The organism is Streptomyces erythrochromogenes, from assembly GCF_040684695.1.
GTDB lineage: Bacteria > Actinomycetota > Actinomycetes > Streptomycetales > Streptomycetaceae > Streptomyces > Streptomyces erythrochromogenes_C.
Genome location: NZ_JBFBGM010000056.1, coordinates 1 through 12,348, shown reverse-complemented (window position 1 = coordinate 12,348; position 12,348 = coordinate 1). Strand labels below are relative to the sequence as shown.

Here is a 12,348-nt window from a genome sequence, read left to right as displayed (position 1 = left end):
AGCGGGTCGCCGAGTGGGCAGGCAGGGCCCCAAGCCCGAAGGGATCCAGAACGAGCGCCGCCGGCCTCCGGAGCTTCCGGGAGGCCGGCGGGCCGCCGCGGGTCAGCGGTCGCGGACCGCGACGATTCCGTTGAAGACTCCGACGTAGGCGGTGCCGTCGGGGCCGAGCGTGATGGGCGCCCAGTTGTTGTCGTAGAGCGGGCCGGTGCCGGTCAGCTGCCGCCAGCGCCGCTCGCCGGTGCGGAAGTCCACGGCCGTCAGGTACCAGCCGTCGATCCCCCAGGCGTTGGGCTCCTTCTCGTAGAAGTAGATCAGCCCGTTCGCGGTGGAGAGCTTCGGGACCACGGAGGGGGCGCGCACCGCGCTCTCCCATACCGTGTCGCAGCCGCTGCCGTCGGCGCGGACGTCGATGCGGGCGACCCCGCCCACGACGGACTTGCCCAGCAGCAGGCTGGTGGGGTTCTCGTAGCCGTAGTTGTTCTCGACGACGATGCTGTTGCCCCAGGTGATCAGGGAGTTGTCGGTGGTCGAGGCGCCGGAGCCGAAGACGGGCACCTTGCAGACCAGCCGCCGGTCCGCGGCGACGTCCGTGCCGCGCCGGTAGACGAGGACGTTCATCCGGTCGTCTGCGTTGTCGGTGATGGCGACGTAGCCGTCGCCGAAGAGGTCCGGTGTGGTGCCCGAACCCTGGTTGACGGAACCGGGCTTGGTACCGGTTCCGCGGTCGTAGGTCTGGCGCCACTGCACCTCGGGGGTGCCGTCGGCGGCGGCCCGGAAGCTGTAGAGGGCGTGGTCGGAGACGATGGAGACGCCGTCCTCGGCGACCGAGAAGGAGTTCTGGATCTCCTCGCCCTCCAGCTGCACGGAGCGGATCCGGTCGGTCGCCGGATCCACGGTGCCGACCCGGCCCTGGCGGGTCACCCACCAGATGCGGCCCTCCCAGTCGGGCATCACGGAGGTGACGGGGTCGCAGGTGCCGCTGGGCCACAGGTTGGTCCAGGTCACGCAGTCGTGCGGGACGTGGCCGGTGAGGTCCCAGTCGTCGTCGACGGTGAACTTCCAGCTCCCGTCGGGGTTCTGGGAGTGCGAGAGGCGCAGCACGTGCTGGCGGGAGTCGGCGAGGACGGCGCGGTCCTGGTCGTCCAGGTAGAAGTAGGCGCCGCCCGAGGTGTCCTTGAAGATCTTCGCGAAGTCCAGCGAGGTGATCGCCTCGACGGTGGAGGAGCGCTGCGGGAGCTGGTACTCCGCGAGCGTGGCGAGCGTACGTGGCTGGAGGAGCTTGACCTTGAAGCCCGAGAAGGTGCCGCACACCGTGACGAGGCGGCCGCCCGAGTCGAAGGTGGCGGTGGCGCACTCGCCGCCGAGGGCCGCGATCTTCTCGCTGGTCACCTGGGGGTTCTTGCCGAGCGGCCCCGACCAGGGGGAGGTGGCGCTGCCGGCCGCGTCCGAGTGCATGCCGCTGCGGCCGTTGGGCGCGAGGTACGGGTGCTGCGGCGGGGCCTCGCCGGGCAGCGGAGCGGCGGTCGCGGGGCCGCCCTCGTAGGGGGTGATCAGCCGGTGGCCCGGCGCCTTGGGTATCTCCTCGGCCTGGGCCGGGGCACCGCCGTGGAGCACCGTGAAGGCGGCCACGACGGGTACTACGGCGCAGTTCAGCGCTCTTCGGAACATCCGGACTTCCTCCGTGTCGCAACAGGTCTGTTGACATTGCGTCTGACATCGCGCCGCCGCCAGACGCTAGATCGCAGGGCCGGAGGAGTCCATGCATGCGCCGGATGATTCACGAAGGCGCAACAGTCGATCAAGGGTTGAGGCTGGAGACCACGTTCGCGGTGGCCGTCAGGCCGTTGTGGATGGTCGTGGCCATGCTGCTGCTCGCGAGGTAGAAGCCGAGGAGCACGCAGACGAGGGCGTGGGAGAACTTCAGCCCGCCGCTGCGCAGGAAGATCCACGCGAGGATGAGGAGCAGGACGACCACGGAGAGGGAAAGCACCATCGAGACCTCCTGAGTCACCGTCATGGTGGCGCAGGGTGGGGTGCTTACGGGCGAAGGACGTGTCCGCCGTACGGGTGTTGACCGTCCGTGACGGCCGGTCGGTCCTTGACGATCTCGTTCCAGTGGACCGTGTGCCCGCACCAGCGTTCCAGCAGCACCGGGTCGTGGCCCACCGCGAGCAGTCCGGCGCCCGTCTCGGCGCGGTAGTCCTCCACGACCGCGACCAGGGCGGCCGTGGTGGAGGCGTCCAGCATCGCCGTCATCTCGTCGCAGACCAGCCAGCGCGGGCGGAGCACCAGGGCCCGCGCCAGGCAGGCGCGTTGCAGCTGACCGTCGCTGACCTCGTGGGGCCGGCGGGCGAGCAGGTCCTCGCCGAGTCCCACCTGCTGCGCCAACTCGGCCACCCGCGCCGCCGCTTCCGTACGCCGGCCGGTCGCGCGGAGGGGTTCCGCGACGAGGTCGCGCAGCCGCAGGCGGGGGTCGGCGGCCAGGCGCGGCTGCTGGAAGACGACGCCGACCGCGGTGCGCAGGGAGCGCGGGGCGCGGTGGCCGAAGCCGGTCACGGCGTGGCCGTCGAGGGTGACGGTTCCCCGGTCGGGCCGGTGCAGCAGGGCGGCGACCCGGGCCAGGGTGGACTTGCCGCAGCCGCTCGGACCGAGCAGGCCGAGGGACTCTCCCGGGTGCAGCCTCAGGTGCGCGCCGCGGACCGCGGGGGCGCGGCGGTCGTAGCCGGCGGTGATGTCCTCCAGCTCAAGCATGGTGGCAGGCCACCCCTTCCATGAGCGCGGGCCGGCGGGTCCGGCAGAGCGGGTCGGCGGCCGCGCAGCGGGGTGCGAAGGCGCAGCCGGGCGGGAGTGCGCCGAGCTCGGGGGGCGCGCCGGGTACGGGGGTGAAGGCGCGTTCGGGAAGGGCGTCGAGGAGGCCCCGAGCATAGGGGTGGCGGGGCCCCGGGCCGCCGAAGAAGGTTCCGGCCGGGGTGGTCTCGACGATCCGCCCGGCGTACATGACGGCGACGGTGTCGGCGATCCGCTCGGCCGCGGCCAGGTCGTGGGTGATCAGCAGCAGCGCCCGGCCGTCGGCGCGGGTGTGGGCGCGCAGTTCGTCGGCGGTGCGCAGGACGAGGTCGCGGTCGAGTCCGGTGGTCGGTTCGTCGGCGAGGAGCAGGGGGGCGTCGCCCACGAGGGCGAGGGCGGTGGCCGCGCGCTGGGCGAGACCGCCGGAGAGCTCGTGGGGGTGGCGGTCGAGGTGGGAGGCGGGGAAGGCGGCGCGGCCGGCGGCCGCTTCCGCCGCCGCGCGCAGGGCGGGCGGCCGGGTTCCGGTCAGTTCCCGGACCGTCTCCTCCAGCTGGGAGCGGATGGTGCGCACCGGGGTGAGGTGGGCGGCGGGGCTCTGTGGCACCAGGCCGACCCGCCGGCCGCGCACGGTCCGGGCGAGGGTGCGCTCGTCGGCGGCGAGCAGGTCGAGTCCGTCGGCGAGGCGCGCCGATCCGGCGGTCTCGGCGTTGCCCGGGAGCAGGCCGAGGAGGGCGGAGGCCAGGACGGACTTGCCGCAGCCGCTCTCCCCGACGAGGGCGAGGGACTCGCCGGGGGCCAGGGTGAAGGTGGCGTCGGTGACGGCCTCGACGTACCGGCCCGCGGGCATGCGGAAGCGGACGGAGAGGCCGTCGACGCGCAGGACGGGCTCGACCCCACCGGGCTCGGCTCCACCGGGGCGGGGGCCGTCGGCTCCGGCGGTGGGCGCGGGGACGGGGACGGGGCGCGAGGGGGTCACAGGGTCAGCTCCGAGCGGCGGCGCGGGTTCTGGCGTTCGCGCCAGGCGCCGGCGAGGCCGGCGATGGCCAGGGTCGGGACGATCAGCAGGAGGCCGGGGAAGAGGGTGGGCCACCAGTGCCCGGCGAGCAGCGAGCCGCGCGCGCTCTGCACGAGGTTGCCCAGGCTCGCCTGGTGGGCGGGGAGTCCCAGGCCCAGGAAGGACAGCGCGGACTCGTGCCACATCGCGTGCGGGATCATGAGCACGGCGGCGAGTCCGGCCTGCGGGAGGATGCCGGGCACGAGGTGCCGTACGGCGACCCGCCACCGCGAGGCGCCGCCGGAGACGGCCGCGTCCACGTAGGGCCGGCCGCGCAGGGACAGGACCTCGGCGCGGACGATCCGGGCCGTCGAGAGCCAGTGGGTGACGGCGACCGAGGCCACGACGGGCCAGACCCCCGGCCGGAACACCGCCACGATGAAGATCCCCAGGAGCAGGTGCGGGATGGAGGAGAGGGTGTCCACCACCCGCATGGCCACCCGGTCGGTCCAGCCCCCGAGCGCGCCCGCGGCGGCGCCCACGGCCGTGCCGATCACGGTGGCGACCAGTGCGGCCACCAGGCCGACGAGCAGGGAGACCCGCAGTCCGTAGACGCACCGCAGCAGCAGGTCGCGTCCGACGTCGTCGGTGCCGAAGGGGTGTTCCCACGAGGGGGGTTGCAGCTTCGCCGCGAGGTCGACGGCCTGCTGGTCCAGCTGCACGACCGGGGGCACGACCAGGACGGCCAGCACGATCACCGCCATCACGGCGGCGGAGGCGCGCACCCGCAGCGTGCGGGTGGAGCGCCGGGCGCGGCCCTGCGGGCGCCAGAGGGTCTCAGCCATCGAAGCCCACCCTCGGGTCGGCCAGCCCGTACAGCAGGTCGGAGAGCAGGTTGCCGGCGAGTACGGCCGCGGTGGCCAGTACCGTCAGTGCCGCCAGCAGCGGGAAGTCGACCGAGGTGGCCGCCTGCACGGTGGCCGCGGCGATGCCCGGCCAGCTGAAGACGGTCTCCACCAGCAGGGCGCCGGTGATGAGTTCGGGCACCCGCGAGCCGATCAGGGTGAGCATCGGCAGCATGCCGGAGCGCAGGGCGTGGCCGAGCAGGACCCGGCGCTCGGCCAGACCCCGGGCGCGCGCGCCGCGTACCGGGTCCTCCGCGAGCGCGTCGGCCACGCCCTGGCGGACGTACAGGAAGAACCACGGCAGTTGGGAGACGCCCAGCACCAGTGCGGGGAGCACGAGGTGGGAGGCGACCTGCGCGAAGGTGACCGTGTCGCTGCCGGCGTCGGTGAGGCCGCCGGAGGGCAGCGCGCCGAGCCGCACCGAGAAGAACCAGATGGCGAGCAGCGCCAGCCAGAAGGCCGGGGCGGCCTCCAGGGTGTAGGCGAGTGCGGAGACGGCGCGGTCCAGCGGGCCGCCCGTCCGGCGGGCGGCCAGCACCCCGAGGGCGGTGCCCGCGAGGACGGCCACCGTGAAGGCGCAGGCGGCGAGCAGTGCCGACCAGCCCACCCGCTCCGTGATGACGTCGGCGACGGGCTGGCGCATGACGGACGAGGTGCCGAGGTCGCCGGTGAGCGCCGAGGTCAGCCAGTCCCACCAGCGGGCGGCCAGGGGCCGGTCGACGCCGAGGTTGATCCGCAGCTGGTCGAGTTCGGCCTGCGAGGCGGTGAGTCCGGCGGTACCGGCGTAGGCCTTGACGGGGTCGAACGGGGACAGGGCGGCGATCGCGAAGACGCCGAAGGTGACGGCGAGCAGGACCGGGACGGCGGACAGGGTCCGCCGTCCCGCCATGCGCGCCATCGGCCTCCAGGGGAGGCGGACGGGGCGGGGGGTCACTGCGCGCGGCTCACTTCTGCCGGGGCTTCCAGGTCTCGACGTTCCACCAGGGGCCGGCGCCGAGACCGTGGTCGTGCGGCTCCACCTGGGTGCCGAGCCCCTCCCACTTGTCGTTGACGACGTAGAGGTGGTCGATGTGGGTGAGGAAGACGTAGCCCGGGTTCTCGGCGAGCCTGCGCTGCACGGTGTCGTACGCGGCCTTGCGCACGGCCGGGTCGGCGCTGCGGCGCCCCTCGGCGAGGGCCGCGTCCACGGCCGGATCGTCGTACCGGGCCATGTTGTTGAAGCCGTCGCCGCCGAGCGAGGAGGTCAGCAGCAGGTACTGGTCGAAGTCCGGGTCGGCCGGAGAGCCGCCGCCCGCGAGGACGGCCTCGGTCTTCATCCGGGGTTCGATGACCTCCCAGGTGCCGGCCTCGGTCCTGACCTCGATGCCGGCCTTCTTGGCGTCGGAGGCGAAGGCGAGGGCGTGGTCCTGGCGGATCTTGTCGCCGGAGGTGTACCAGAGCGGGAAGGAGGCGCGGACCCCGTCCTTGACGAGGATCCCGTCCTCGCCCGGCTTCCAGCCGGCCTCGTCGAGGATCGTGCGGGCCCGGTCGAGGTCGTGGCGGCGTTCGGTGCCGGCCGTGAACCAAGGGCTGTCGGTGGGCACCGGGCCGAAGGCGGGCTTGCCCGCGCCCTCCAGCAGCTTGTCGACCATCGCCGTCCGGTCCACGGCGATGTCCAGCGCCCGGCGGACGGCGGGGTCGCCGGTGACCGCGTGGTGCGTCGGGAGGGTCACGTTGCGGTAGTCGAAGGTCTTGGCGGCGTAGGTGCGGCGCGCGGTGTCCTTCGCGAAGCCCGCGGCGAGGTTCGGCGGCAGGATGGCGCCGTCCAGCTCGCCGGAGCGCAGCCGGGTGGCGCGGACGTCGTCGTCCTTGATCACGGCCATGGTGAACTTCTTGACGGCGGGCTCGCCGCCCCAGTGGGCGGGGTTGGCCTTGAAGCTGAGCTTCTCGCCCTTGGACCAGCCGGTGAGCACGTAGGGGCCGGTGCCGACGGGCCGCGTGGTGAAGTCGCCGCTGTTGACGTCCTGCTTGCCCGCGATGTGCTCGGGGGCGATGGGCAGCACGGTCCGCTCGGCGAAGGGCGCGTAGGGGTACTTCAGGGTGAAGACGACGGTGTCCTCGCCCTTCGCCTCGACGCCCTCGATCGCGTCCAGCTCGGTCTTGGAGGCGTTGTTCGTCCCCGGGGCGAGGATCGTCTTGTAGGTGAAGACGACGTCCTTGGCGGAGAAGGGCGCGCCGTCGCTGAAGGTGACGCCCCGGCGCAGCGTGAAGGAGTAGGTGCGGCCGTCCGCGGAGACCTCCGGGAGGGACTCGGCCAGCGCGGGCTTCAGCTTCATGTCCGCGTCGTGCGTGAGCAGACCGTCGAAGATCTTGGAGTTGCCGTCCTTGCCGTAGCCCAGGAGCGGGCTGAGGCTCTCCGGCTCGGTGGCGATGCCGACCACGACCGAGTCGGTGCCGGACGCGCCGCCGGCTCCGGCACCGGGGGCGGAGCAGGCCGCCACGCCCGTGATGAGTGCGGCGGCCAGTGTCGTCCTGGCCGCTCCCCGTACTGTCCGGGCCGTCATGCTCTGCACATCCCTGTTCATGTTCATCCGTTATTGCAAAGAGCTGGCAATAATGCCAGACGTGATCAGAAGTCGACGAATCGGGTCACATCACCGGTCAGTGACGCACAGGTCTTGTCGCCCTCCCGCCCCGCGTGCCATATATGTCTAGACCTTTACGGCAGCCGAGGAAGGCACCCCGTGCGACGCAGCGCCCCCACGCTCGCCCTCTTCCTGACCCTCACCGCCCTCGCGGGCCCCACCGCGTGCACCGCACCCGACACCGAGCCGCCGTCCGCCCCCACCGGACTCACCGCCCAGGCCGGCAGTGCCACTTCCGTGCACGTCATGTGGAACGCGGCCGCGGACCGGGACGGGGTGACGCACTATCAGGTCTTCGAGGGCGACAGGCCGGTGCGCGAACTCCCGGCCGAGAAGACCATGGTGGACATCACCGGCCTCACCCCGCAGACCGGGTACTCCTTCACGGTGCGGGCCCGGGACGCCGCCGGGAACCTCTCCGAAGCCGCTCCGGCCGTGCCCGTCACCACCCCGGCCGCCAAGGCGGAGGACCGTACGGCGCCCACCGCCCCCGCGACCACCACCGCCACCGCCACCGGACCCCGGTCCGCCCGGGTGTCGTGGACCCCCTCGACGGACGACACGGGCGTCACGGCGTACGACGTCCACCAGGGCGGCGTACGCATCCACACGGCCGGCCCCGGCGACAGCTCGACCACGCTGACCGGCCTGCAGCCCGACACCGTCTACACCTTCACCGTCCGGGCCCGCGACGGCGCCGACAACTCCTCCCCCGACGGCCCGGCCGTGGACGTGAGCACGCCGCCCGCCTCCGGCGACGGTCCGGGCACCGCCCCCGCCGACCTCACCGCGACCGCCTCACCGGGCGCCGTCACCCTCACCTGGACCGCCCCCGACACCGGCCGCCCCACCGCCGAGTACGAGCTGTACGTCAACGGGCGGCCCACGACCGTCATCCAGTTCGGTACGGGCGCGGTGCCCGACGGCCGGGTGGAGCACCGGCTCACGGTGGCCGAACCCACCGGCACCGAATGGGCCGTGAAACTGCGGGCCAGACTCCCCGACGGGAACTGGGGGGCCTTCTCGGCGGAGCGGCGGATCACGCTCGTCGGGTGAACCCGGCAGGGACCGGATCCGGCCTTAACGGCACGGTGGGATAAGAAGATCACGCACAATACTCCCGTGTTCGGTGAGTACTCGGTCAATGACAATCAGCCAGATTCCGCGAACGGCGTCTCCGATCCGGGCGCCGGGACCCCACCGGGAAGCCTGCCGCCCGAGCCCGCGAGCTTCATCGGCAGGCAGCACGAACTTGACCTCCTCGGGAAGCTGTTGCGCGAGCGGAGGCTGATCACCCTGACCGGGGTGGGAGGCGTCGGAAAGTCCCGGCTCGCCCTGCGCGCCGTCGCCGACGCCGCCCGGACCCGCCGCGACGGCGCCTGGTGGGTCGAGCTGTCGCCGCTGCGCGATCCCGCCCTGCTCACGGCGACCGTCGCCCACGCCGTCGGCCTCGCCGACCACTCCCCGCGCCCGCTCGACGAGGAGTTGTGCGCGTGGATGGCCGACAAGGAGCTCCTGCTCGTCCTGGACACCTGCGAGCACCTGGTCCCGGACTGCCGGCACCTGGCGGGCGAACTCCTGCAGTCCGCGCCCGGGCTGACCATTCTGGTCACCTCCCGGGAGCCGCTGCGCAGCGCGATCGAGGAGGTCGTCGAGGTCCGCCCGCTGCCCTGCGAAGGCCCCGACAGCGACGCCCTGGCCCTCTTCCGCGCCCGCTCCCTCGCCGCGAGCCCGCGCGCCGCGGCCGTCTTCGCCGATCCGGAGCGGACCGCGGTCGCCGCCGAGGTGTGCCGGCGCCTGGACGGGATCCCCCTCGCCCTGGAACTCGCGGGCGCCCGGATGCGGTTGTGGACGGTCGAGCAGATGGCCGAGCGGATCGGCGAGCGCTTCGAGATGCTCTCGGACGTCCGCGTCCCGCGTCCGCTCCGGCACCGGACGATGCGGACCACGATCGGCTGGAGCCACGAGCTGTGCGAGCCGCTGGAACGGCTCCTGTGGGCCCGGCTCTCGGTGTTCACCGGCGACTTCGACATCGCCGCGGCGCGCGCCGTGTGCGCGGGCGGCCCGCTGCCCGCCGCCCGGGTGGAACGCGTACTGGCCGGCCTCGCCGCCAAGTCCGTGGTCCTGCGCACCGAGGAGCGCGGCGCCGGGTGCCGCTACCGCCTGCTGGACACGATCCGCGAGTACGGGCACGACTGGCTGGGCGAACTCGGCGAGACGCAACTGGTCACCGACCGGCACGCGCACTGGTACGCGGCACTCTCGCACGCCGCCGACCGGGGCTGGATGGGCCCGGGCCAGGTGGACTGGTACCGCAGGATCACCGCCGAGCACGCCCAGCTGCGCACCGCACTGGAACACCTGCTCGCCGCCGACCCGACGGCGGCGATGGAGATGGCCGGGGCCCTGTGGTTCTACTGGTTCGCCTGCGGGCACGTGCACGAGGGCCGGGCCTTCCTCGAACGGGCCCTGCTGCTCGCCCCGCGCACGGAACCCGCCCACAACCAGGCCCTGTGGGCCCTCGGGCTGACGATGGTGCTCCAGGGCGACATGGACGAGGCGCGGCGCCTGGGCGAGGAGTGCGCGCGGGGCGCCGCCCACCTCGCCGACCCGGAGCGGGAACTGCGCGCGGCCTACCTGCACGCGGCGGCGGTCCTGATGCCGGGCGACCCGGTACGGGCCCTGGAGCTGGCCGGTCCGCAGGCCCGGGCCGCCCACGGCGGGCGCCCCGGCGGAGCGGGCTGGCTCCTGTGCAAGCTGGTCACCAGCTACGCCCTGGGCGCCCTGGGGCGCTTCGAGGACGCGACCGAGGAGGCGCGGTCGCTGCGGGAGGCCTGCGCGGAACTGGGCGAGCGCTGGATGCGGGCGTACGCGGACTACATCCTGGCGATGAACGCGCTGGGCACGGGCGACCACGGGGAGGCCGCACGCCACGTGCGGGCCATGCTCTCCGGCAAGCGGCTCCTCGGCGACCGGCTGGGCATCGCGCTGGGCCTGGACCTGCTGGCCGCGGCCGTGGCCGGGCTGGGTGACGGCGAGCTGGCGGCGCGCCTGCTGGGCACAGGACACGCGTGGTGGCGGACCGTGGGCCGGCCGCAGATGGGCTCGCCCTCGCTGACGGCCGTACGGGACCAGGGCGAACGGCAGGCGCGGGCGGCGATCGGAGACGCGGCCTTCGAGGCGGCGTTCCGGGGCGGGGCGGCGGCGCCCACGGGCTGACTCAGCCCGCGGACGGCGCGCTGCGTAACCGCGTCGGGGCTCCCGTCAGTACGGGAGGGGTCTGCCCGACGGTGTGCGCAGGTCCAGGTCTCGGGGGGCGGGCTTGGGGACGGGCTTTCGGATCAGCTGCTGGCGCATGCTGCCTCCTCGCTCAGACCAGGGCCGGGCGGCGGGGTTGGACCGCGCGGCTGTCGGGGAGCAGTTCACCGGTGTCGTCGAAGATCACGACTCCGTTGCACAGCAGGCTCCATCCCTGTTCGGGATGGGAGGCCACAATGCGGGCGGCGTCGTGGTCGGCGCTGTCGGCGGCTGGGCAGGGGGGCTGGTGGGAGCACATTGGCGCACCTCCTCGCGAAGTGGGGCGGGAGGGCCGGTGGTCACCCGGTCGAATCCGCGATCCACGGTGGCGGCGAGTATTACTGATCGCCACCCCCGGACGGAACCCATATTCGCCGTCCAGTTCACGGTGTGTATGCCCGATTACCATGCGCTCATGCCCGTTATCCGGATCGTTCACCGTACGTCCGCGCCGGCCGCCGAGGCGTGGTCGAGGCTCACGGACTGGGAGCTCCACGGAGCACAGGTCCCCCTCACGCGGACGATCATCGAGACCCCGCCCCCGACGCACGCCGGAACGATCTTCACAGCCCGCACGGGTGTGGGCAGGATCACATTCGACGACCGGATGGAGGTCGTGGTCTGGCGGCCGCCCGCCGCGGACTCGCCGGGGCTCGTCCGGCTGGAGAAGCGCGCCCGGGCGGTGACGGGCTGGGCGGAGATCGAGATCCGCCCCCTTCCCACGGGCGGCTCGGAGGTCCACTGGCGCGAGGAACTGCGCCTGCGCGGCCTCCCCCGAGCCTTGGACCCGTTGGTGGCGGCCGCCGGGCGCCTCCTCTTCGGCCGCGCCCTCGCCCGCCTGCTGGCCCGCTGATCGCGCGGGCTACTGTGCCGTGATCACCGCGCCGGTGATCACGGCACAGCAAGAGGAGACGATCCGTGGCCACTCCGCCACCGCCGCAGCAGCAGGGCCCCGGCCCGTACGGCGGCCCCGTGTTCACGGGCCCGCAGCAGCCGTACGGCGCGTACGGCGCCCACCCGCAGCCGGGGCGCCACGGCTGCACCGTGTGCGGGGCCTGGCCGGCCGCGCCCGCCACCGTGCGGGGCCACCAGGGCCTGATCGTGCTGGCACGGTTCCTGAGCCGCCGGGGCCCGTTCTGCCGGGACTGCGGGCTCGCCACCTACCGCGGCATGTCGTCGGACACCCTGTGGCAGGGCTGGTGGAGCCCGCTGTCCCTCTTCATCACCCCGGTGACCCTGCTGATGAACCTCGGCCCGCGGGCCGCCTTCCGCAGGCTCGCTCCCCCGTCCGGCGGCTTCCGTCCGGCGCTCGACCCGGGCAGGCCGCTCTGGCGCCGCCCCCCGGCGCTGCTCTTCCTCATGCCGGTGCTGCTCGTCGTGCTGGCCGTCCAGGCGCTCCTCGTGATCGGCCTGGTGGTCGACGGCCCGCCGAAGCTGTCCGTGGGGCAGTGCGTGCGCAACGAGGGCACCTGGGTCGAGCAGGACCTCGAGGTCGTCTCCTGCGACTCGGCCCGCGCCACGTACAAGGTCACGGCCCTGCTGGACGCACCCGGTGCGCACTGCGCCCCGCTCGACCACGTCGCCGACCCGAAGTACGGGCCGGACGACTTCACCAGCGCCTGCCTGACTGAGCTGCGCTAGGCGCAGCAGGAGGACATCCAGCGGCTGGTGCGCGAGGCGGCGGAGGAGGACGTACGGGACGGCAGCGGCTGGCTGGAGATCCAGGTGGATCCCACCTCCT

General features: G+C 73.5%; 12 protein-coding genes and 1 pseudogene. 5 read left to right on the top strand and 8 right to left on the bottom strand.

Annotated features, from left to right (window positions below):
• Positions 1–102: 102 nt before the first annotated feature.
• The 7 genes from AB0O53_RS38115 to AB0O53_RS38085 all read right to left on the bottom strand — a co-directional run bounded on the left by AB0O53_RS38115 (position 103) and on the right by AB0O53_RS38085 (position 7,229).
• The gene (locus AB0O53_RS38115) at positions 103–1,668 is read right to left on the bottom strand and encodes a hypothetical protein (protein WP_350990818.1); all 1,566 of its coding nucleotides are present in this window, start codon (positions 1,666–1,668) and stop codon (positions 103–105) included.
• Positions 1,669–1,798: 130 nt separating this feature from the next.
• On the bottom strand, positions 1,799–1,993 hold the full coding sequence (locus AB0O53_RS38110; RefSeq protein ID WP_350991431.1) for a hypothetical protein: 195 nt from the start codon (positions 1,991–1,993) through the stop codon (positions 1,799–1,801).
• A 44-nt stretch (positions 1,994–2,037) separates the two neighbouring features.
• Positions 2,038–2,751, bottom strand: a complete 714-nt coding sequence (locus tag AB0O53_RS38105) for an ABC transporter ATP-binding protein (protein ID WP_350990816.1) — start codon at positions 2,749–2,751, stop codon at positions 2,038–2,040.
• Positions 2,744–3,634 (bottom strand): ABC transporter ATP-binding protein, encoded by an 891-nt coding sequence (locus AB0O53_RS38100; RefSeq protein ID WP_365201792.1) that lies wholly within the window; start codon positions 3,632–3,634, stop codon positions 2,744–2,746. The genes AB0O53_RS38105 and AB0O53_RS38100 overlap by 8 nt, the downstream gene beginning before the upstream one ends.
• A 125-nt stretch (positions 3,635–3,759) precedes the next feature.
• Positions 3,760–4,626: an ABC transporter permease gene (locus tag AB0O53_RS38095; RefSeq protein WP_350990812.1), complete on the bottom strand. Its 867-nt coding sequence runs from the start codon at positions 4,624–4,626 to the stop codon at positions 3,760–3,762.
• Positions 4,619–5,584 carry an ABC transporter permease gene (locus tag AB0O53_RS38090; RefSeq protein ID WP_350990810.1) on the bottom strand — a complete coding sequence of 322 codons (966 nt, stop codon included), beginning with the start codon at positions 5,582–5,584 and terminating at the stop codon, positions 4,619–4,621. The genes AB0O53_RS38095 and AB0O53_RS38090 overlap by 8 nt, the downstream gene beginning before the upstream one ends.
• 46 nt (positions 5,585–5,630) lie before the next feature.
• Entirely contained in the window at positions 5,631–7,229 is a 1,599-nt protein-coding gene (locus AB0O53_RS38085; RefSeq protein WP_365201787.1) for an ABC transporter substrate-binding protein, read from the bottom strand.
• A 180-nt stretch (positions 7,230–7,409) separates the two neighbouring features.
• Here AB0O53_RS38085 and AB0O53_RS38080 point away from each other — a divergent pair, with 180 nt between their 5' ends.
• Both AB0O53_RS38080 and AB0O53_RS38075 read left to right on the top strand, forming a co-directional pair.
• Entirely contained in the window at positions 7,410–8,366 is a 957-nt protein-coding gene (locus AB0O53_RS38080) for a fibronectin type III domain-containing protein (protein WP_350990806.1), read from the top strand.
• Positions 8,367–8,432: 66 nt separating this feature from the next.
• On the top strand, positions 8,433–10,529 hold the full coding sequence (locus AB0O53_RS38075; RefSeq protein WP_350990804.1) for an ATP-binding protein: 2,097 nt from the start codon (positions 8,433–8,435) through the stop codon (positions 10,527–10,529).
• A 151-nt stretch (positions 10,530–10,680) separates the two neighbouring features.
• Here AB0O53_RS38075 and AB0O53_RS38070 read toward each other — a convergent pair whose 3' ends face one another.
• Positions 10,681–10,866: a DUF5999 family protein gene (locus AB0O53_RS38070; RefSeq protein ID WP_350990802.1), complete on the bottom strand. Its 186-nt coding sequence runs from the start codon at positions 10,864–10,866 to the stop codon at positions 10,681–10,683.
• Positions 10,867–11,022: 156 nt separating this feature from the next.
• Between AB0O53_RS38070 and AB0O53_RS38065 the strand changes: the two genes are divergently transcribed.
• The 3 genes and pseudogenes from AB0O53_RS38065 to AB0O53_RS38055 all read left to right on the top strand — a co-directional run.
• Positions 11,023–11,460 (top strand): SRPBCC family protein, encoded by a 438-nt coding sequence (locus tag AB0O53_RS38065; RefSeq protein ID WP_350990800.1) that lies wholly within the window; start codon positions 11,023–11,025, stop codon positions 11,458–11,460.
• 65 nt (positions 11,461–11,525) lie between these two features.
• A complete protein-coding gene (locus AB0O53_RS38060; protein WP_350990798.1) occupies positions 11,526–12,248 on the top strand; it encodes an LppU/SCO3897 family protein in 723 nt (240 codons plus the stop codon).
• 3 nt (positions 12,249–12,251) lie between these two features.
• Positions 12,252–12,348: pseudogene (locus tag AB0O53_RS38055) on the top strand (hypothetical protein); the annotation flags it as partial.